The sequence below is a fragment of the Leptospira fletcheri genome, assembly GCF_004769195.1.
GTDB classification, from domain to species: Bacteria; Spirochaetota; Leptospiria; order Leptospirales; family Leptospiraceae; genus Leptospira_B; species Leptospira_B fletcheri.
On sequence record NZ_RQET01000014.1, the window covers coordinates 42,762 to 61,883 of the forward strand.

Genomic DNA, 19,122 nt, shown 5'->3' on the forward strand with positions numbered 1-19,122 from the left:
AGCAGTGAACCCTCTCAAGAAAAAACCCAGAACCGCGTCCAATCTCCAGGCGCCAGAAAAACCGGATTGGTTGAAGGTGAGGCTCCCTTTCCGGGAAAAAAACAATCCCGTAGGTTTCGTTCGGGAATCCTTGGATGCCAAAGGGTTGCATACTGTCTGCGAAAGCGCCTCTTGCCCGAACCTAAACCATTGTTGGTCTAGAAAGACCGCTACATATATGCTCGGGGGAGATATTTGCACGAGAAGGTGTGCCTATTGCGACGTCGCTTTCGGAAAGCCCTTCGCCTTGGATCCGGAGGAACCTTTGCATGTTGCGGAATCCGCGGCGGCTCTAGGTTTACGACATGTGGTGATCACTTCGGTAAACCGGGACGATTTGCCCGACGGAGGAGCGAACCATTATAAGAGAACGGTGGAGCTGATCCGAGCAATGCTTCCGGAATGTAAGATCGAGCTATTGGTTCCGGATTTCAAAGCAAAGGCGGAAAATCTAGAAATCATCTATTCTTGTAAACCGGACATTTTGAACCATAATATAGAAACTGTAAAAAAATTATTTCCAGAGATCGCACCCGCAAAACGGTACGATCGCTCCCTGGAAGTATTGAAACATGCCTCCGATAGAGGCTTTTTGACGAAGAGCGGTCTGATCTTGGGGTTGGGGGAATCGAAGGAAGAAATTCGGGAAGCTCTTACGGATTTGCGGAATTCCGGCGTCCAGATGGTGACCTTGGGACAATACCTTCAACCGACTCCTTCTCACCATCCGGTAAAAGAATATGTTTCTCCGGAAGTTTTTCGGGAACTAAAAGAATACGGGCTCGGCCTTGGATTTCGGAACGTCTTTTCTGGCCCTTTGGTTAGAAGCTCCTACCACGCCGACGAACAGATCTCATGGAACGGGAACTAAGAGGATCGAAACATCCGTCTAGCCGAGAGGACTCCTGCGATCCGGGGGAAATCTCTAAAATTTTATTTCACTCTCTCCTTTCCTTTCTCTCTAAAAAAGAAGGTCCGGTCTCTAAGACGGAGATCAAATCCTTACTTGTAGAATCTTTGAATTTGGTCAGCGGATTCCGGGCGGAATGGGCCGAAATCCGAAAGTTCGGAAAAGGGAAACTTTTAGTCGCTTACCGCAACAAAGTCCTGGTTCTAGATGCGGAAGAAACGGTAAATACGATCCTGCGTCTCTGGGACGATACCTTAGAATCTAGAAAGTAAAGGGCCGGACCTCGATTCCGTCAAGATCCGATCCTATCATGAATTATTTTCCCGCCGGCTTAGCGCTAGAAGGAGAAGTTGCGTCCGATTTCACCTCTACCTGCCGGATTTTCGTTTCGGGAGGAGTGAGATCCAGTGTGAAGGTCAATTTTTGCGGATCACTTTCGTTTCCTACGTTATCCACTGATTTGGCTTCTATCGTATGTTGCCCGGGAGCAGTCACCGAAATCGGATCCTTATAAACGGACCATTCCGAGGCTCCGTCCACCTTCACCATCAGTTGTTTGATCCCGGAAAACTGGTCGTTTCCTTTTAGAAAAAAGGAATTTCCTTTTTTCGTGTACAATTTGGAATCCACGGAAACCAAAGGAATGTTTTGCTGGATAGATACGACGGGTTTTTCAAAGTCAGTCGTTACGACGAATATCCCTTCTTGGGACGTATTATTGGATTTATCCGTCGCAAAATACTTTAGGGTATTCACACCCAATTTGTCCAATCGGATCGGTTGGTTATCGTAAGTCTTGAACTCTCCGCCGTTTACGGAAAACTTCACTTCCTTAATACCGGCAAGATTGTCCGTGGCTAGGATCGTATAGGTAACGTCTTTCGAGGAGTAACTTTGGTCCCGTGAGGAAAAAACGGGATGACTCGGGTTGATCTTGAGATTCGGAGGAGTATTGTCCACCAAAACGGTTAGGGTTTTCGGGTTCTCCTTATTGCCTACCTTATCCACTGCCCGGTAACTGACTTTTACGATCCCTTCGTTCGCGATGAAAATGGGGGAAGTATACGTTACGAATTCCTCTTCCCCGATTTTATACTCCATAAAATCCACTTTGGAAGCGTCATCCGAGGAAGTAAGCTCAAAGGCCACTTTAGAATTTACGTATAGATCCGCCGTAGTTCCCGTTTTTTCTTCGGAATCCGTTTTTTTGCCCGCGGGATTGGCGGAGGTATTTTTTCCGGAGCCTGTGCTCTGTCTCGTAGGTTGCGTCTGGGATTTCGGCGTAGGCTTCGTCTCCGAGTCCGAGTCCTGAGCAAAAAGCGTCGAAGAACATAGGATGAAACAAGCCATTACGAGTCGGATCTGGGAAAGTCCCTTCATTCGAATCTCCTTAAAAGATCGTTGAATATCGATTTAAAAAACGGAACACGCGAATGCGCGCCCGCACCTCCTGCTTTCGCAGGCGCGGTTTCGTTTTTCATTTTTGACGAGAAAGTTGGGGAATTTCCGACAAATTTCCGAAAAACAAGGCGTTTTACGACCCTACTATAGAAAACCCTTCCCCGACGAACGGCTAAGAAGGGCAAAAAAGAAAAAACCCGGATGCCCTTTCGGACAACCGGGATTTTTCCACCAATTCTTTAGGCTTGCGGATTAGAGATTGGTCTTAGTTTGGAAGTCGTAAATGACCTCTTGCACATCAGCCTGATTGATCCGTTTGATACCTTGCTCGGTATGAACGATCATCGTGCTTCCTTGCTGATCGACGATTGCTCCGATAAAGGAAGTACCGTCTGCCATTACGATTTTTTCCAACTTCTCATAGTAGTTGACGAGGTCTTGTTTGGTTTTGAGGTCTTTCGGAGCGGAAACCAATACGTTTTTGAAGCGTTTGAGTTCTTCTTCTTGGCGTTTTGCCAGCTCTTCCTCTACTTTCTTACGCTCGGCTTCATTGACCGCTGCGCTCTTCTCGTCCAGTTTTCCGGAAGCGTTTTCCTCGTTCAATTTTACGATCTTATCCGCAGTTCCTTTGTCCACGGTTACGATCGTATTGATCTCTTGCTCTTCGGATTTGGAAATCCCTGCTCCATTCAATTTGGTGACCGCTTTCGGAATGTCTTTGTCCAGAGCCGCCACTTTAGCGGTATCGTTGGTACCGAACGCCTTATCGGATGCTTTTACAAGGGAGGATTCATTCTTTTCGAGAACGATTTCAGCCTTTTCCAAAGATTCCTTCACTTTCTTTAAGCCGGCATTCGCGTCGATTTCTTCGTCGCTCAGACCTTCCAAGGCTTTTACGCGAGGAGAAACCGCTACGGATCCTTCCAATACTTTAATTACGGATTTATCCGGTTTGGTGCGATCCACCAAGAAAGAAGTTCCACGCACGCCTGCGATCGCGGTCGGAGTGATTACGGAGAACTGATCGTCCTTGCTAGCCTTGTTGACTTTTGCAAACACTTTTCCCGAAACGAGGGCCAAGCGGGTATCCGTATTGCCTTTCGCATTTAAAGCGAGAGTCGCGAACTCGAGTTGCGAGTTTTCGGAAATCCGAATCGCGGATCCGTCTGCGAACTGGATATCCACTTTCGCTTTTGCTTTGGTAACAAGCTTGTCTCCTGATTTCAAAGAGGCTCCTAATCCTGCCTTCTCTTCCGTCAGGTCAGCATGTTGGATTTTGGATTCTCCAATACTGAAAACGATGACTGCCGTGGGCTCGCTCTGTTTTGCGCTCGCGGTTTCTGCTTTTTCTGCAGGCTTTTTGCAAGCTCCGGATGCTAACAGACCGATCGCTAGGACGGCCGATGCAACGGAAATATAATTTTTCATACCCCTATCCTATCCTTCTTGATCGAGATTTACCGGACCTGCGGTGGAGCGGCCCGACCTATATGGTTTAACATTCAAAAAATTCTGTTTTTCAATTTATTTCAATTTTTTTTTACCAATTGATAAATATTTCCTACGCTAAAATCGGCAAAATACATCTCGCCCGATGCGTCTTGGCCGAATGTGCTGATCGACATTCCGAGACTTGCGATTTCTCGAACGTTCGTTTTTCCTTCCGGATTCTTTTGCAGAGCCCAAATTTTGCCGGAAACGAAATCTGCGAAAATATATTTCCCTTCTAAAATCGGAAGTTGCTCCCCTCTGTACACATAGCCGCCTGTGATAGACTGACCGGTCTTGTGATCGTATTCATAGATCGGATCCAAGATTCCGGGCTTTTGGCAATCCTGGTTGTTCCGAAAACAATGGAAACCTTCTTTGATGTTCCATCCGTAGTTGCCTCCTTTTACGATCAGGTCGATTTCTTCGAATTCATTTTGTCCCACATCTGCGAGATACAATTCTCCCGTTTTACGATCGAAAGAGAACCTCCAAGGGTTTCGAAGTCCGTACGCCCAAACCTCGGGAAGAAAGCCGGGCTTATTCAGATAAGGATTGTCTTTCGGAATTCTGTAAGGCGGCCCTGAGCTTTCCGAATTCGGTTCGATCCGGATGAGACTTCCCAAAAACGTAGACGGATTTTGTCCCTGCAATAATGGATCGTTTGCCGCTCCGCCGTCTCCGAAACCTATGTACAATTTTCCGTCAGGCCCGAACGCTAACTGTCCCGCATTGTGGTTGGAATAAGGTTGATCGACTCTGAGTAAAACCCGTTTTCGATCCTTCCAAGTCAGGATTCGTTCGTTCTTCCATTCGAATTCTAGAATCAAGGTTTGGTCCTTCCCCGCTTCCTTGGAGACTACGTTGGCATAGAAGGACCGATTTCGGGCGAAATCGGGAGAAAAGGCCAGTCCGAGCAAACCCTCTTCGGATCTCGTTTCCACATTCCCCACGAAGTCCGCAACCAAAGTCTTTTCTTTCGTTTTTAGATCGAAGAGCCAGATCCTCCCCTTTTTTTCCAGTACAACCAACTTGGAGTCTGAGCCGGGAAGAAATTGTAAATCCGTGGGTTCCTTGAATCCGGAGGCGACTTGGATCCAAGAAATATCCGACCAGTTCGGCTTGGCGCCCGCAGTACGGATCTTTCGTTTTTCCGCGCCGATGTCTGAAACGTACATGCAGATCATTCCGAGAAGAAGCAAACGGAGAACCAAAATACCGGTATTCCGCAAAATCATTCGGAAAGATTGGCCCGAAAAGGGTGTGGGTCAACGCGAAAAAAACGGAAAAACGAGATGCCAAAACCTAACGGAAAAACAGTCTGTCGTTAAGATGAATGCCAGTAGTACCTTGCGTCCCGAATCTTCCGTAGCTCTTTTAGAGGAAATGGAGAGGAAATACCGTACGATCCCCTTGGAAGCGATCGTAAAACAGGACATCCTCAGACAAGGGATCCATTTTTTACCGGAATCCTTTTTGGTGGAGGGAGACTACAAGACCAAGGATTATTTCATCTTTTCTTTCGATCATATTCCTCTAGCCGACCTCAAGGAAGGCGCCGATTCCAAAGCTCCCGAAGAGATCAAGATTACCGGGGGTTATTTTCATCTTCTGCCCACGGTCGTTTCCACTCGAAACAACCCCGAGTCTCCTTACAAGGTCCGACGCATTCCTCCGGGACAAACGGGAGAAGGGGGACCGGGACTCTATTTAAACGATACTTTTTTAGGACAGTTGGAATATCCTCCCAAGCCGGCTTGGTACAGACACAAAACGAAATCGGGAAAGTTTCCGGGCGAAATCGCTCCGGTGATAGAATGGGGGTATCTGATCTATTTGACGGTATTCCGAAATTGCCAGTACTTCGGAAAAGACGAAGAGTGCGCGTATTGCGATATCAATCACAATTACAGACAGCAGAAAAATGCAGGCCGTCCGTACACCGGAGTTAAGGATGTGGAAGATCTTTTGGAAGTATTGTCCTGGATCGACGCGGAAGATCGGATTGCCAAGGTTTATACGATTACCGGCGGTTCCGTCATCACATCTTTAAAGAAAAAGAACGAAATCGATTTCTATCTGGAATACGCCAAGGCCATAGAGGACAAGTTCCCCGGTAGATGGATGGGAAAAATCGTATCCCAAGCTTGGGAAAAGGAAGACTGTAAAAAATTCAAGGACGCGGGGATCCGAGTTTATCATCCGAACTACGAGGTCTGGGACAAAGAACTCTTCAAAAAGATCTGTCCCGGCAAGGAGTCGTACATCGGACGAGATACATGGATCCGCAGAATCGTGGACTCCGCGGAAATCTTCGGTCCTTCCTATGTGATTCCGAATTTCGTAGGCGGGGTGGAACTCTCACAACCCTGGGGATTCTCCACTGTCAAAGAAGCAGTCCAATCCACCGGTGAGGGCTTGGACTTTTTCATGTCCAAGGGAATCATGCCCCGTTTTACGGCCTGGTGCCCCGAACCATACACCACATTGGGTACGCAACCCGGACCTCCGTTGGAATATTTCTGCGAATTATTGACCGTTTGGAAATCTACATTCGAAAAATATAACTTACCTGTACCTCCAGGCTACGGAGACCCGGGTCCAGGCAAGGCGGTTTTTTCCGTGTCCGCCTTCATGGACGTGATCGGATATCCAGGGAGAAGTTGATTTCAATCCCCTCCGGACGAAGAGGATTTCTCCACTCGTCGCCATCCGTCCGCCCAAGCGGCGAAGGAATTTTGGTTTCGAGATTGCACATAGAGTTTCCCTTTGCCGGAAAATTTAGCGACTAACCCTTCGCCGGACAGAAACAACGATTTCAATCCTCCGATCCTGTCTATATGGTAATCCAAAGTGGTCTCGAAGCCCACGATGTGGCCGGTATCCACGATATAAGTCCCGTCCACATCGACTGTATGAATGGCTCCGAAGCTGGAAAAAAATAGATCTCCGGTTCCGCTTACTTTTAAGAAGAACAGACCTTCTCCGGAAAAGAATCCTTTGAATCCTCCCCATTTGCTGTCTATCACCAACCCGGTCGAACCCGCGACGTACGCCCCTCTGCTTAATATCAAGTCTTCGTTGTTTAGGGAACGATGTTCCAAATCCCCTTGAGTTTCGGAGGTAAGGTACAGATCTCCGCCCTTTCCTTCCGCGGAAAAGGTATTTTGGAAAAAGGATTCCCCGCTGAGTAATGCCCTTTTTGCCGAAGCGAATATTCCGCCCTCCGCCTTCGTTTCCATTTTAACGTTAGGCGCCATTGCAACCATGGCACCCGATTCCGCGCGTATGGATTCTCCGTTTTCCAAGGAAACCTTCAACACGGGAAAATCTGGTTTTGCTAATATTTCGAATTTCATCTGAGAGTCCGTCCTTATCTTTTCTTAGGGGGAAGTTCCGACCGGAACCAAGCCCCGAGGGTAGGTACATTTCTGGTTTGGATCCAGAGTCTTCCTTTTCCGCTGAATTTCGCCACAAGTCCTTCCCCACCGAAAAAGAAGGATTTCCAGCCGCCGAATTTCGTAATTTTGTAATCTAAACCTTCCTGGAAGGCGACGATGTGCCCCGTATCTACGATAAACTCTCCGTCCACATATAGGGCCTCGATTCCTCCGTAACTGGCGATCAACAAGGCTCCGGCTCCGGAAAGTTTCAGGAAAAACAGGGATTCTCCGCTAAAAAACCCTTTCATTCCTTGGAACTTCGTATCCATTTCGATGGAAGGCGAAGAAGCCAAAAAGGAACTGGACTGCACGTATATGGTCCCGTTCAAATCCAATTTTTCGATATCCCCCGGAAGAGTGGGCGCCAACAGCAATTCCCCCGGTTGAGCCGCCGAAAACGTATTCATCCAAAAGGATTCCCCCCCTAAAAAAGCCGCCTTTAAGGATTTCATAAATCCTCCTTTCTGGGCCTTGTGGGTCTCTATTCCCAAGTGGGAACTCATGCTCATCATCGCACCGGCTTCCGCCTTAATGGATTCGCCGGAATCCAAATTGATTTTTGCCACGCTGTAGGATGGTTTGTATAAGATATCGATATTCATAATGCTACCTTGTCAATGGATTGGGTCATACGGGAAGAAGACGGGTCAACCAGCCGATGAAGCCGGAAGGCACTCGACTCTGGATCCAAATCGTTCCCGTTCCCGAAAAATTTGCGACCAAACCTTCTCCGCTAAAGAATGTGGACTTCCAACTTCCACCTGCCTTTCCTACGGTAAATTGAAGAGAGCGATCAAAGGCCACGATATGCCCCGTATCCACCGTATAAGCCCCGTCCACAGAGATCGGAAAAATGGAACCGTAAGCGCTTAAAAACGCCTTACCGCTCCCGGACAATTCCAGTAAGAAAAGCCCTTCACCGCCGAAAAGGGAACGAAGGCCTCCGAATTTGGATACTACCTGAATTCCTTCATCGGAAGCGAGATAAGCTCCCGCTTCTACGAAAATGCTTTTTCCGCTTAGGTCTATCTCTATGATGTCTCCCGGTAATTCCGGAGCCAGTCCGATTTCTCCGCCTTTTGAAGGAGCCGTATACGTATTAAAAAAGAAGGATTCTCCACCTAGGAATTTTCTGGACAAAGCGGATAAGAAACCGCTCCCCATCTTGGTTTCGATTCCCATGCCGGAGCTCATATAAACCATGGCGCCCGCTTCCGATTTAATGGATTGACCCGGCCCAAGTCTCAATTTCAATAGGGAGAAGGACGGTTTGTGGCTAATCTGGTACTGCATATCGCGGTAATTAGAAATTAATTTCCTGACTCGTCAACCGGATTCCGACCTTCCAGCCTATTATTGACCAATACAATTCAGCCTAAAAAAACCGGATTTTCTTTGTATGAAACGTGCCTTAATCACCGGAGCCAACCGAGGAATCGGATTTGAGCTCGCTAGAGTTTACTCCGAGAACGGTACCGAAGTTCTCGCAGCCTGTAGAAAAGCGTCGGAACCCTTACGTCGATTGAAGGTTCGAATTTTCGAAGGGTTGGATCTAGGGGATGCAAGGAGCTTCGATTCCTTAGCGAACGAAATCTCCGGTTCTTCTCTGGACCTTCTGATCAATAACGCGGGCATTTTAATTCCGGACAATCTGGAAAGCGTCGATTTTCAGGAATTGGAAACCCAATTCTTAATCAATGCCCTGGCCCCGATCCGACTCACCCATACCCTTTTAAGCAAGATCCAGGACGGAGGAAAGATCGCTTTTATTACGAGCAGAATGGGTTCGATAGGCGACAATTCTTCCGGCGGATATTACGGCTATAGAATGTCCAAAGCCGCACTAAACGCCGGAGCTGTCTCCTTGGCGAGAGACCTGAAGGCCAGAAACATCTCCGTAGCCATTCTCCATCCCGGGATGGTGGCAACCGGAATGACCGGAAATCGGGGAATCCCTCCCAGAGAAGCCGCAGAAGGTTTATTCCGACAGATCGAGAACTGCACCCTTTTTAGCAGCGGCAAATTCTTACACCAAACGGGAGAAGAAATCCCCTGGTAAAGCCCGGAAAAGAACGAATTTCTTATGCTTTTTCGCCCGACCAAGTATCAAAAATAAGATTCCAGAATGCCTTGGCTTCGAAAAGTGGGATTAGAAACCCTAAAACGCAGGGAAAATTCCGAATCCTGAATTCTGTCTCTCTAAAACAACACTGTTGCAGAAAAGAGACAGAGCAGCGGAAATTTCTTGCGAATTATGTCTCCTTTATACTTAAACCTTGGTTATAGTCTCTTTCAGGAAGCCGTTTTTAAATCGCATTGGCATGGAAGTTGCTTTTATAATACGAAAGGGCTATTTTTCCAACTCGGAGAAAAGCCCGGAAAACAATCTGAGTGCAAGGAAGCGAAGTGACTCTCTTGGATAGGAACCGATGAATTTCACGGAACATAGAAAAACTCTTAAAGAAACAGTTAGAATGAAAGGGATCGGGCTACACTCCGGAAAAGAAGTGAATCTCATCGCCCACCCTGCCCCGGTTGGAACGGGAATTATTTTCGAATACAGAAAAGGGGAAGATAAGGCATCGATTCCCGTAGAGCTCAGTAACGTAGTCGACACGAGTAATGCCACCACCCTAGGGGACGGACAGTACCGGGTCCAGACGGTGGAACATCTGATGGCGGCAGTCTTTTCCTTAGGAATCACAGATATGATTCTGGAAATCGACTCCGTGGAAGTACCGATCATGGACGGTTCTTCCCTTCCGTTTTTGGAGGCTTTCGAAGCAGCCGGATATACGGAATTCGAAGAAACCCAGGAACCGATCTATGTGAAAAACCCCATGTGGGTCGTGGACGGGGACAAGTACCTAGTCATCCTTCCCAGCGACGAATGGAAAGTTACCTACACGATAGATTTCCCCCACCCGCTTCTTAAAGGACAAAACATAACGATTCGGCTGGACCGGGAGATACTCAAGAAGGAAATCCTGCCCGCTCGGACCTTCGGTTTTTTGAAGGACGTAGAGGCCTTGCAAGCAAAAGGATTGGCGATGGGTGGTTCTCTGGACAACGCGATCGTCCTGACCCAAGACGGGTATCTCAACGAATCTCTCAGATACGAAAACGAATGCGTTCGGCATAAGATTCTAGATTTGGTCGGAGATTTGTCCATCGCTGGGAGACCGATTATCGGGCACTATTTGGCGTCCAAGGCAGGCCATGCCCTGGATGTTTCCATGGCCAAGCTGGTCATGAGTTCCGAAACAGGAAACGAACTGGGTAAATACAAAAGCCGTCGCATTCCCCTCTTCAAGAGAAAAGCCGCAGCGGTTTAATCTCATTTTCCCGATCGGGCACCGATCGCAGGAACCCTTTCTCCGAGTTTGAAGGGATCCGTCTGCGGTCGGTTTGTTCCCGTTAAAAAAGCTTGTCGGATCCGGAAAGCGTGGGTATTCCTAACCTTCGCGGAAATTTTCCCCTATGAACGGCAGTAGACGAACGACTTATCCAGGTATCATCGCCTTTCCGGGGCGCTTTTACGGTCGATGCGTCAAGATCGGAACAAAAAAAAGACATCTCGCGCACGGCGCTTACGTTCACGAATCCGAAGTGGAAAAGGAACTGTCCCGTCTAGAAAGAGCAGTTTCTACTTCCCGAAAAGAACTTAAAGAAATCGTAAATAAACTTCGGGAAAAATCGGAAGACAAGGAATTCAAGGAGATCCTGGAAACTCAGGTGGTCCTGATGGACGATCCGACCCTGTCGAATTCCTTTCGGGACCGAATTCAAAACCACAGCGAAAACGCCTTCCTTGCAGTGGAAAATTCCCTGCGAGAATGGTCCGAAAAATTCAGTAGAATGGAGAATCCTTTTTTTCGGGAAAGAGTCGACCATTTAAAGGATATTTCGAACCGCATTCTGGAAAACCTATTGGATAAAAAAGAGGAGGTTTCCTTCCTCGCGGACCTTTCGGAAGACGTGATCCTGGTGGCGAGAGAACTCACTCCTTCCCAAATGATTCTTATGAATAAGGCCAGGATACGAGGGATCGCCACGGATCTCGGCGGAAAAACGGGACACATGGCTATCCTGGCCCGCAATTACGGGATTCCCACCATCGTCGGGCTAAAACAATTTTATGGAAGCGTAAAGGATAACGAGTACGTCTTTCTGGACGGAGAAAACGGTCTTATGGTCCGTTCTCCTACGATAGAAGAAGTGAAGTATTACGGAGCCTCGTCCCCCATCCAATCGGAGGACAAATCCCAAAAGAAAAGAAAATCGATCACCAAGGACGGAGTCAGGATCCGCCTAAAATGCAATCTGGAATCGGATGCAGACTGGGAACAGGCGAGAAAAATGGAAGTGGATGGAGTCGGACTGTTCCGATCCGAGTCCTTGTTCCTAAAATACCAGGACAGCAACGTATCCGGAGAGGAACAGTTCCAAGCCTACAAACGGATTACCGAAGGCTTGGATCCGAACCCCGTATACATCCGTACTTTCGACATAGGCGCGGATAAATTCTCTACGGGAGAAATCGAGGAAAACCCGTTTTTAGGAAACCGCGGAATCCGGTACAGTCTGCAGAACCCGGATTGGTTTAAGGAACAACTCACCGCGATTTTAAGGGCGTCTTCTTTCGGGAACCTGAGCATTCTACTTCCGATGGTTACCAACCTGTCGGAAATCAAAAAAACGAAGGAATTGCTGGAGGAATGCAAAAGGGAATTAAACGCTAAAAAGGAGAAGTTCAATCGGAAAATCAAAATCGGAATCATGGTGGAAACTCCTTCCGCCGTGGCCTCTATGGATGTTCTCGCCAAGGAGGTGGATTTTTTTTCCGTCGGAACGAACGATTTGCTCCAGTATCTGATGGCCGTCGACCGAAATAACGTGAACGTGTCCGGCCTTTACAATCCGTTTCATATCTCCTTCTTACGCGCTTTGCATCAAATCATAAGCACGGCCTGGAAATACGAAAAACCCTTGAGCATCTGCGGCGAAATCGCTTCGGATACCAATTTTACGATTTTATTGATCGGATTGGGATTTCGGGAGATGTCCGTCTCTCTTCCCTTCGTCGGAGCTATCCGGAATATTCTGGCCTCCGTTAGTCTCAAACAGGCGGACTTTTTACTCAGGAAGGTTTTGGAATTATCCGAATTGGAGGACTACGAAGCGATCGAAGCCTTCTTATTTAGCAAGCATCTAGAATAGATCGAAACCAGTTCTTTTCGCTCTAGTTCGTCTTTTTTTCCGTTTCTTGAATGTATTCCATAGCAAGGAACAGAAAAGGAAAATGGCTTCTTTCCTTTTCCTGCAAAAAAATGGCGCAAACCTCTTCCTTTCCCTTTAAAAACTGGAGATAGGATTGTTTTTCCGTACGGCAATAAAAGCTGCCTCGTAGGTCGGAAGCGGAAGAGATTTCATTGACCCACTCGAGTAATCCCGGCAAATCCCTTTCCATCTCCTCTCCGGTGAGAAACAGAATTCTATAATTCCGTTCCTTCCAATTCCCGATCAACTGAAAGCCTTTTCCCGCCATGCCCGGAAAGATCGAAACGGAATCCGCAGGCCCCTCGATCCTCGAAAAGACGAGAGACGGAGTTCCTCCCAAAATCGTCGGAAGAAAAATGTCGAAATCGATTCCAGAGAGTTCCTCCTTCCCTTCGATTCTGCAAAACCCCTTTTTAAATCCGGAGGTAAGTCCTTGCACTCGGATCTCTTTGCCTAATGAGGCTGCGAGTTCCCCCCGAGCCGCCAAAAATGCCAAATTCAAAACGGAGAGTTCCCGTATGCGGGAGAAATCCCAGACTTCCGGATGCTTGAAAGCCGAGAAATACAGGTTGTCTAGAGCATAGACATCGGAATGCCCATAGGGCTCGAATACCGCAGAACGCGTAAGTGCGTGACTCATACCAAACCTATCGGTACGTTTTGCCGAGTTGACGGTAAAAAAAAGCCCGCGAGTCTACGCGGGCTTTCGATCTTTTCTGAAACGTAAAGGAGAGAGGACTATTTGTCCGTATATACCTTTTTGATCTTATCGGCGTATTTTTCCGCGATCACATGTCGCTTCATCTTCAACATATTGTTCAACTCGTCGCCGACTTCGAACGGTTTTGTGATCAGAAAGAAAGGGGTAACCTGCTCGAAGGATTTAAAACCGTTCTTTGCGTTGTTCAGGTTTTTGATCTCCTTACGGAAGAAATCCGTTACTTTCGGATTTTCGATGAATTTCTCCTTATCCGAAAACTCTACGCCGTTCTCTTTGGCCCACTCTCCTAATTTTTCGAAGTCCGGGACGATGATGGCTCCCAAATTTTTCTGGTCCTGACCGATCACCATACACTGGCTGATATAGGGAGATTCCTGGAGCTTATTTTCGATCGGAACGGGCTCCACATTTTCTCCACCCATAAGAACGACGGTGTCCTTCGCGCGGCCGGTCAAGGTCAGGGTCTTCTTGAAATTGATCATGCCCATATCGCCGGTATTCATCCAACCGTCGACCAACGCCTTGGCAGTCGCTTCTTCGTTTTTGAAATACCCTTTCATGACCTGGGGTCCTTTTACGAAAACGACCCCTTTCCGGCCCAACATCCCTTTCGTGATGTGTCCGTTCTCGTCCACTTCGGTCAGTACTTCGTTGTTGTCGTTCCGGATTTGCAGATTCGTCTTCGGCACGATAGATCCGACGGAACCGATAATCAATTTTTGGAAGGTCCGAACCGACAATACCGGCGAGGTTTCCGTCATACCGTATCCTTCCAGCACCTTGATCCCGATATTATTGAAGAACTCGTCCACGTGTCTAGGAAGAGCGCCTCCGCCGGAAATGGACGCTTTGAGTTTTCCGCCGGTAGCGGTTCGAATCTTGGACAGAACCACCTTGTCCAAGGTGGCGCTGTTCAGGAACAGTGCCAATGCCGAAACCGCATAGAGTGGCAAACTTAAGAAAGACAATTCTGTGGGCGCCAACGCGTATGCCGCGATCGCGGTCAACACGGTCAGAGTATACGGCCCGGTCAAAAGGAACTGTATAACCATTAGTATTCCGTAAAATACGGATATGATCGAGCTCCGCCCATGATAATCCACTTCGTTGCCGGAAAGAAAACGTGCTGCCGCATTCTTTTTGTCGGAAAAGAAATATGCGATTTTGAACAACCCTCTCCGCAATGCAGGGGTCTGTCCGGGATCGTTGATCCTCGTATAAATTCCGTTGTAAATGTTCTCCCAGAGGCGGGGAGCCGATCCCATGAACGTAGGTTTTACCGTAGCCAAATCCTGTCTCAAGTCCCTTACGTTCGTGTAATAGGTGGCCGCCCCTATGCTGATGCAAACATATTCGACCACTCTTTCGAATACGTGCCATACCGGTAGTATCGATAGAAGTCTGGCTTCCGCATTGATCTTCAGCATCGGAGTCACGTTCAGCACCTGGTGCATCATATTGGAATGCATCAACTGAACCCCTTTCGGTAGCCCGGTGGTTCCGGACGTATAAATCAGGGTGAATAGGTCGTTCGGTTGAATTCCTGCAACCCGCTCTTCCGCCTTCCGAGAACCGCCTGCGCGAAGCTGTTTTCCTTTTTCAATCAGATCATACAGCTTCAGGATTCCGGGAGCGGTAGATTCCCGATCCATCATAATGATTGTCTTTACTTTCGAAAGCTGGGATTTGTTCCGATTGAACTTTTCCAGCATCTTGTCGTTTTCGATAAAGACTACTTCCGACTCGGAATGGCTGATGATATAAACGATTTCCGAATCCGTAATATCCGTTCCGCGAGGGACGTCCGCGGCACCCGACATAATGATCCCGTAGTCGGCGATAATCCACTCCAAGCGATTATCGGCCAAAAGACCCACATGCTCCCTTGATTTGATTCCTAAATCGATAAGTGCTTCCGCCAAATTCAAACCATAATCGTACAACTGACCGTAGGTGACCGGATGATAGTTTTTCTGGGCGTCCTTGGAGTAAAAAGCGGGTTGGTCTTTGTATTTTTCCGCAGCCTCACGGAACAATTGGGCGAGATTCTCAGCCATGAATCATAAATCTCCTGATTTACTAAGGGGTTATTCTATGCGTCCCGGGGAACCCGGCATGCCCCCCCAGGTTAAAAGTAGAACCTGAGAGATAAATCCTTTTTTTGGGGTTCCGGAACCTGAAACGGAAGTTATTTCATAAGCCCGTTAGCCACAATCAACCGTTTTACGGCGCTTCCAGCCAATTTCTGATCCTCCCTTGTAGAACGGGTAAGTCCTTCTCGGAAATTCCGTATTGGGAATGCAGACGTTTTCCCGAGGCGCTAAAAACGAATAGAGCAGGTTGTCCTTCGATTTTTAGAAGCTGGACCAACTTCCATTCCGGATCCAAAAAGCTAGGATAATCCATTCCGAAATCCTTTGCAGCCTTTTTGATCTCAGGCACGGTAAGATCGTTTTCCGTATTGATCCCGAACACTTGCGCATTCTTTCCGGCAAGGTCTTTTCTCAAGGCTTCCACCACCGGAACGGCCTTTTTGCAAGGTTCACACCAGCTCGCCCAGAAATCCAATACCAAAACTTGCCCGCGGTATTCCGAAAAACTATGAGGATTTCCTTCCCAGTCGTTTAAGCGAATCTGATACAAAGGCGCCTCATTCGGCCGGGAACAGGAACCGATTTGGAGGAAAGAAAACAGAAGAAAACCGATCGCGAGTTTGCGGCGAAATACCATTTCCTTTCCAAAATACCGGGCGAAAAGTCCCGAGCAAGCCAAATCTGGACCTTCGAGATTCTAGAAGTGATCCTCCTTGCCAGTCCGGAGCCCACTTCTAGAATGGGACGACGAGATCCGGAAACGAAGTGTCCTCTTCTATTTATAATTATTTTCTAGACTTTTCCGAATTCGAGAATTATCTAAAAGGCCCATCCTTTTTCGGATCCGGCATTTCGGCCATCCCCGCTTTCGATTCGAAAACCTCGAATTCCACGGAGGCCAGGGTGGAATGGTCAGCCAAACGAGGATTCCATCTAGAACTGAAACATCCCGAAAAAGCCTATATTAGAAAAGACTGGAATGATACCGAATGGGAACGAAAGGAGGACTTATTCCGGTTCTTTCCGGAGCCTTTTGAGGAAATTTTCTTCCAAGCTTTGGACAAAAGTAGATTTCATGTTCTCTGGAAATCGGAACGAGGAATCGTTTTTTCCGGAACCTTGTCCCGAAAGAAAACATCCCTTTTACATAAAATTTCAGCCTTTTTCAGCCGGAAGCGTTAGGTTTCGTTTCTTCCCTTTTTTCCAAAAAATCCAAGAAGACGTTTCGAGTCAATTCAGCGGAAGTATTCATTTCGAACTTTCTTAGATCCGCTTTGGGAAGTTTCCAAGGTTTGGAGGAATACTGAGACATTTCTTTTGCCCAATCTTCCGAATTCGCCAGACTCTTGTACAGAACGGAGCGCCCGCCGATCTCGCGAAAAACGTTCAAGTCGGAAACGAGGCACTGTCTTCCGTGAGCCAGCGCTTCCACTAGCGGAATTCCGAATCCTTCATATAGAGATGGGAACAGAAACAAACCCGCTTTGGAATAGAGATAATGCAGTTCCGCATCCGTGGGAGATTCTATCCAGAGCATGGAACCGATAGCGGTTTCCGATCTCATGTTTTCCACCAGGGATTCCGTTCCCCAACCCGCCTTCCCCGCGTGAATCCAGAGGAGAGCCTTTTTCCCCGCCTTTTGTCTGTATTTCAAATAGGCTTCTCGCAAGAATCCGTAATTCTTTCTAGGTTCCACCGTAGAGACGGAAAGAAAAAATCCGGCGGGAATTCCGGCGACTCTCTCCGTCGGCGGTTTCCCAACCGAAATTCGGATTTCTTTCGGGTCGTATCCGGGATATACGACCGAAATCTTCTCTTCGGGAATATGATAATACGATTTCGCTTCTTCCGCTACCGCGCGGGAAATCGGCAGAATCTTATCCGCTCTCTCGGCGCTCCAACGCATATAAACGGATTGTTGGAATCTTGCGATCGGACGCATGGTCTCGGGAAATTTCCGAAGCACAAAGTCCACGCAAGTGATGACCGCCGGAATTTCTTTCGGAAAAAACGGAGGAAGAAGTTGTTGGGTTCCCCAGAACAAATGAATATTCTTTTTCCGTAATTCTAAAGGAAGAGCCAGACTGAAATAAAGTCCTCCCTTGGAGGCGAGGAACCCTTTTCCGATCTCTTCCTGTACGTTCGGCAATTCCTTGAGATGTGCGTGACTCGGATGCAAGGGGCGATGCGAAAATAGAAGAAATCGAAAGCGCGGATCCCCTCCGAATCCTTTCAAAGTGGAGGCGATCAATCTTCCGACACCGGAGACCGGCGTGGAAAGGGGACGGGCGTCCACTCCTATGACGAAGTGTTGGTTCGGGAAAGAGGTGGTAACTTTTTTTCTAGGAACCAAAAAGATGGAATCTCCGTAATACGATTACCAATTTTCTCGGACGGAATTTCTAAGTCTTTCGCTATTCTTTCCCCAAAATTCCAGCACGCGATTCTCCCGCCCTGCGAGAAGACCTACGCTAAGCTCGGAATCCAGAAAACGAAAGGGGTCACCCGTTTTGATCTCCAAATCGAAACCCTTCGAGGCTCTTAAGATCGCGATTCCCCCTGCGATATCCCAATCGTTCTTGGGCCGAAGAGAAAGAGTCATCGCCGCCTTTCCTACGGCAACGAGAGCGAGCTTGTACGCGATGGAGCCCGTCGCTTTCCGTTTGTATTGAGGACCGAAATCCAAATCTTGGAACAATCCGTCCCGAGTTTCGGATACGGAAACTAATACTTCACGGGCAGTGTCGGAATCTCGCAAACCTTCGTTCTCCGCCAAAAAATAATGCGGGGAATTCCAATCGATCTCTAGTTTCGAATACGGAGGTTGTAGAATCTGGAGATTCGAACCGACCCCGTCCCTTCCCCAGAAAAATTCTCCGGTTGCAGGATTCATAATGATGCCGAAAATCGGAGTCCCGTTCTCCACTAGACCGAGACTTAACGCGAATTCCGGATTTTTTGCAACGAATTCCCTCGTCCCGTCTATAGGATCCAGAATCCAGACCCTTCCGTTTCGGTGGGATTTCTGATCGAAAGGTAGGATGTCTTCTTCGGAAAACACAGGGTCTCCGAAACTTTCCCGGATCCCTCGGACCAAAATACGATTCGCGGCGAGATCGGCTTCCGTAACGGGATCGCCTTTCTTTTTTTCGCGAACCGCGAATTCGCTTCGATAAATCCTCAGGATTTCATCCGCAGCCTCCAAAACGAATTTAGAAACTGTGCGGGCTTCTTCGGGAAAAAGCATTCGTCTAGAATTATTTTCCTTGGGTCTGGGGTTGTTGTTTATCTTCCTTATGGGATTCTTCGTCCAGATTGTCCGGTTTGATATAGAAGACTTCGTTCGAGGGGGTTTGAAGATACAATTCCGGATCCATTAAATAACTATAAAATATGATGTACGTCTTGTATTTGACGTATACCGAATAGGTCCCTTTTTGCTGTTCGTATTGGATGGAATCGGCGGTAAGCCCCTTCGTATATTCCTTATAATCCAGATATTTTCTATGGAGACTGTATTTTAATGCGGAGAGGAGGTTCTTTTCCAGGGTTGCCTTTTTCGTGGCTTCGGATACCTTCCTGTTTTTGTTGAATTCTTCTACCTTATTGAATTCTTCTACAAGACCGGTGACTTTTCCCGCAAGGAGCGGAGTCGCCAGACTCAAGGCCAGAGTTGCTACTAAAATCCGTTTCATTGGTTTTCCTGTGTTCCTCGGAATTATTATCGGTTTTTCGCAGTAGGAACTT

General features: G+C 47.7%; 18 protein-coding genes. 6 read left to right on the plus strand and 12 right to left on the minus strand.

The features are described 5' to 3' along the window. Nucleotides 1–4 precede the first annotated feature (4 nt). Together lipA and EHO60_RS16320 are read left to right on the plus strand one after the other, a co-directional pair. Nucleotides 5–910 (plus strand): lipoyl synthase, encoded by a 906-nt coding sequence (gene lipA / locus EHO60_RS16315; protein ID WP_135769285.1) that lies wholly within the window; start codon nucleotides 5–7, stop codon nucleotides 908–910. Further along, the gene (locus tag EHO60_RS16320) at nucleotides 895–1,221 is read left to right on the plus strand and encodes a hypothetical protein (protein ID WP_135769286.1); all 327 of its coding nucleotides are present in this window, start codon (nucleotides 895–897) and stop codon (nucleotides 1,219–1,221) included. The genes lipA and EHO60_RS16320 overlap by 16 nt, the downstream gene beginning before the upstream one ends. A gap of 43 nt (nucleotides 1,222–1,264) precedes the next feature. On the opposite strand, the gene ompL47 is transcribed toward EHO60_RS16320, so the two are convergent. The 3 genes from ompL47 to EHO60_RS16335 all read right to left on the minus strand — a co-directional run bounded on the left by ompL47 (nucleotide 1,265) and on the right by EHO60_RS16335 (nucleotide 5,076). Then, nucleotides 1,265–2,329 (minus strand): multi-beta-barrel domain surface protein OmpL47, encoded by a 1,065-nt coding sequence (ompL47, locus tag EHO60_RS16325; protein ID WP_135769287.1) that lies wholly within the window; start codon nucleotides 2,327–2,329, stop codon nucleotides 1,265–1,267. Nucleotides 2,330–2,602: 273 nt separating this feature from the next. Further along, nucleotides 2,603–3,778, minus strand: a complete 1,176-nt coding sequence (locus tag EHO60_RS16330; protein WP_135769288.1) for a lipoprotein LipL45 — start codon at nucleotides 3,776–3,778, stop codon at nucleotides 2,603–2,605. A gap of 101 nt (nucleotides 3,779–3,879) precedes the next feature. Further along, on the minus strand, nucleotides 3,880–5,076 hold the full coding sequence (locus EHO60_RS16335; RefSeq protein WP_135769289.1) for a PQQ-dependent sugar dehydrogenase: 1,197 nt from the start codon (nucleotides 5,074–5,076) through the stop codon (nucleotides 3,880–3,882). Nucleotides 5,077–5,170: 94 nt separating this feature from the next. Between EHO60_RS16335 and EHO60_RS16340 the strand changes: the two genes are divergently transcribed. After that, nucleotides 5,171–6,505, plus strand: a complete 1,335-nt coding sequence (locus EHO60_RS16340; RefSeq protein ID WP_135769417.1) for a radical SAM protein — start codon at nucleotides 5,171–5,173, stop codon at nucleotides 6,503–6,505. Nucleotides 6,506–6,507: 2 nt separating this feature from the next. On the opposite strand, the gene EHO60_RS16345 is transcribed toward EHO60_RS16340, so the two are convergent. The 3 genes from EHO60_RS16345 to EHO60_RS16355 are packed head-to-tail and all read right to left on the minus strand — an operon-like array spanning nucleotide 6,508 to nucleotide 8,574. Next, nucleotides 6,508–7,197 carry a TIGR00266 family protein gene (locus EHO60_RS16345; protein ID WP_135769290.1) on the minus strand — a complete coding sequence of 230 codons (690 nt, stop codon included), beginning with the start codon at nucleotides 7,195–7,197 and terminating at the stop codon, nucleotides 6,508–6,510. A gap of 14 nt (nucleotides 7,198–7,211) precedes the next feature. Next, nucleotides 7,212–7,883: a TIGR00266 family protein gene (locus tag EHO60_RS16350; RefSeq protein WP_135769291.1), complete on the minus strand. Its 672-nt coding sequence runs from the start codon at nucleotides 7,881–7,883 to the stop codon at nucleotides 7,212–7,214. Nucleotides 7,884–7,908: 25 nt separating this feature from the next. Further along, on the minus strand, nucleotides 7,909–8,574 hold the full coding sequence (locus EHO60_RS16355; protein ID WP_135769292.1) for a TIGR00266 family protein: 666 nt from the start codon (nucleotides 8,572–8,574) through the stop codon (nucleotides 7,909–7,911). 106 nt (nucleotides 8,575–8,680) lie between these two features. Between EHO60_RS16355 and EHO60_RS16360 the strand changes: the two genes are divergently transcribed. From EHO60_RS16360 to ptsP, 3 genes are all read left to right on the plus strand, one after another. Then, nucleotides 8,681–9,340: an SDR family oxidoreductase gene (locus tag EHO60_RS16360; protein ID WP_135769293.1), complete on the plus strand. Its 660-nt coding sequence runs from the start codon at nucleotides 8,681–8,683 to the stop codon at nucleotides 9,338–9,340. A 370-nt stretch (nucleotides 9,341–9,710) separates the two neighbouring features. Continuing rightward, complete coding sequence (lpxC, locus tag EHO60_RS16365) at nucleotides 9,711–10,616, plus strand: UDP-3-O-acyl-N-acetylglucosamine deacetylase (protein ID WP_135769294.1); 906 nt, start codon at nucleotides 9,711–9,713, stop codon at nucleotides 10,614–10,616. A gap of 145 nt (nucleotides 10,617–10,761) precedes the next feature. Beyond that, entirely contained in the window at nucleotides 10,762–12,501 is a 1,740-nt protein-coding gene (gene ptsP / locus EHO60_RS16370) for a phosphoenolpyruvate--protein phosphotransferase (RefSeq protein ID WP_135769295.1), read from the plus strand. A 22-nt stretch (nucleotides 12,502–12,523) separates the two neighbouring features. Here the strand turns inward: ptsP and EHO60_RS16375 are convergent, their stop codons facing one another. The 6 genes from EHO60_RS16375 to EHO60_RS16405 all read right to left on the minus strand — a co-directional run bounded on the left by EHO60_RS16375 (nucleotide 12,524) and on the right by EHO60_RS16405 (nucleotide 19,070). Continuing rightward, nucleotides 12,524–13,201: an LIC11631 family protein gene (locus tag EHO60_RS16375; RefSeq protein WP_135769296.1), complete on the minus strand. Its 678-nt coding sequence runs from the start codon at nucleotides 13,199–13,201 to the stop codon at nucleotides 12,524–12,526. A 98-nt stretch (nucleotides 13,202–13,299) separates the two neighbouring features. Continuing rightward, nucleotides 13,300–15,339, minus strand: a complete 2,040-nt coding sequence (locus EHO60_RS16380) for an AMP-dependent synthetase/ligase (RefSeq protein ID WP_135769297.1) — start codon at nucleotides 15,337–15,339, stop codon at nucleotides 13,300–13,302. 166 nt (nucleotides 15,340–15,505) lie between these two features. Further along, nucleotides 15,506–16,012 carry a TlpA family protein disulfide reductase gene (locus EHO60_RS16385; RefSeq protein WP_135769298.1) on the minus strand — a complete coding sequence of 169 codons (507 nt, stop codon included), beginning with the start codon at nucleotides 16,010–16,012 and terminating at the stop codon, nucleotides 15,506–15,508. A 528-nt stretch (nucleotides 16,013–16,540) separates the two neighbouring features. Then, nucleotides 16,541–17,728 carry a glycosyltransferase family 4 protein gene (locus EHO60_RS16395; RefSeq protein WP_135769300.1) on the minus strand — a complete coding sequence of 396 codons (1,188 nt, stop codon included), beginning with the start codon at nucleotides 17,726–17,728 and terminating at the stop codon, nucleotides 16,541–16,543. Nucleotides 17,729–17,752: 24 nt separating this feature from the next. Further along, nucleotides 17,753–18,622 (minus strand): 3'(2'),5'-bisphosphate nucleotidase CysQ family protein, encoded by an 870-nt coding sequence (locus EHO60_RS16400; RefSeq protein WP_135769301.1) that lies wholly within the window; start codon nucleotides 18,620–18,622, stop codon nucleotides 17,753–17,755. A gap of 10 nt (nucleotides 18,623–18,632) precedes the next feature. Then, on the minus strand, nucleotides 18,633–19,070 hold the full coding sequence (locus tag EHO60_RS16405) for an LIC11625 family surface-exposed protein (protein WP_135769302.1): 438 nt from the start codon (nucleotides 19,068–19,070) through the stop codon (nucleotides 18,633–18,635). Nucleotides 19,071–19,122 lie beyond the last annotated feature (52 nt).

Coding starts and splice junctions, on each gene's coding strand:
- EHO60_RS16320 (WP_135769286.1), top strand. CDS start 895: ATGGAACGGGAACTAAGAGGATCGAAACATCCGTCTAGCCGAGAGGAC.
- ompL47 (WP_135769287.1), bottom strand. CDS start 2,329: ATGAAGGGACTTTCCCAGATCCGACTCGTAATGGCTTGTTTCATCCTA.
- EHO60_RS16330 (WP_135769288.1), bottom strand. CDS start 3,778: ATGAAAAATTATATTTCCGTTGCATCGGCCGTCCTAGCGATCGGTCTG.
- EHO60_RS16335 (WP_135769289.1), bottom strand. CDS start 5,076: ATGATTTTGCGGAATACCGGTATTTTGGTTCTCCGTTTGCTTCTTCTC.
- EHO60_RS16340 (WP_135769417.1), top strand. CDS start 5,171: ATGAATGCCAGTAGTACCTTGCGTCCCGAATCTTCCGTAGCTCTTTTA.
- EHO60_RS16345 (WP_135769290.1), bottom strand. CDS start 7,197: ATGAAATTCGAAATATTAGCAAAACCAGATTTTCCCGTGTTGAAGGTT.
- EHO60_RS16350 (WP_135769291.1), bottom strand. CDS start 7,883: ATGAATATCGATATCTTATACAAACCATCCTACAGCGTGGCAAAAATC.
- EHO60_RS16355 (WP_135769292.1), bottom strand. CDS start 8,574: ATGCAGTACCAGATTAGCCACAAACCGTCCTTCTCCCTATTGAAATTG.
- EHO60_RS16360 (WP_135769293.1), top strand. CDS start 8,681: ATGAAACGTGCCTTAATCACCGGAGCCAACCGAGGAATCGGATTTGAG.
- lpxC (WP_135769294.1), top strand. CDS start 9,711: ATGAATTTCACGGAACATAGAAAAACTCTTAAAGAAACAGTTAGAATG.
- ptsP (WP_135769295.1), top strand. CDS start 10,762: ATGAACGGCAGTAGACGAACGACTTATCCAGGTATCATCGCCTTTCCG.
- EHO60_RS16375 (WP_135769296.1), bottom strand. CDS start 13,201: ATGAGTCACGCACTTACGCGTTCTGCGGTATTCGAGCCCTATGGGCAT.
- EHO60_RS16380 (WP_135769297.1), bottom strand. CDS start 15,339: ATGGCTGAGAATCTCGCCCAATTGTTCCGTGAGGCTGCGGAAAAATAC.
- EHO60_RS16385 (WP_135769298.1), bottom strand. CDS start 16,012: ATGGTATTTCGCCGCAAACTCGCGATCGGTTTTCTTCTGTTTTCTTTC.
- EHO60_RS16400 (WP_135769301.1), bottom strand. CDS start 18,622: ATGCTTTTTCCCGAAGAAGCCCGCACAGTTTCTAAATTCGTTTTGGAG.
- EHO60_RS16405 (WP_135769302.1), bottom strand. CDS start 19,070: ATGAAACGGATTTTAGTAGCAACTCTGGCCTTGAGTCTGGCGACTCCG.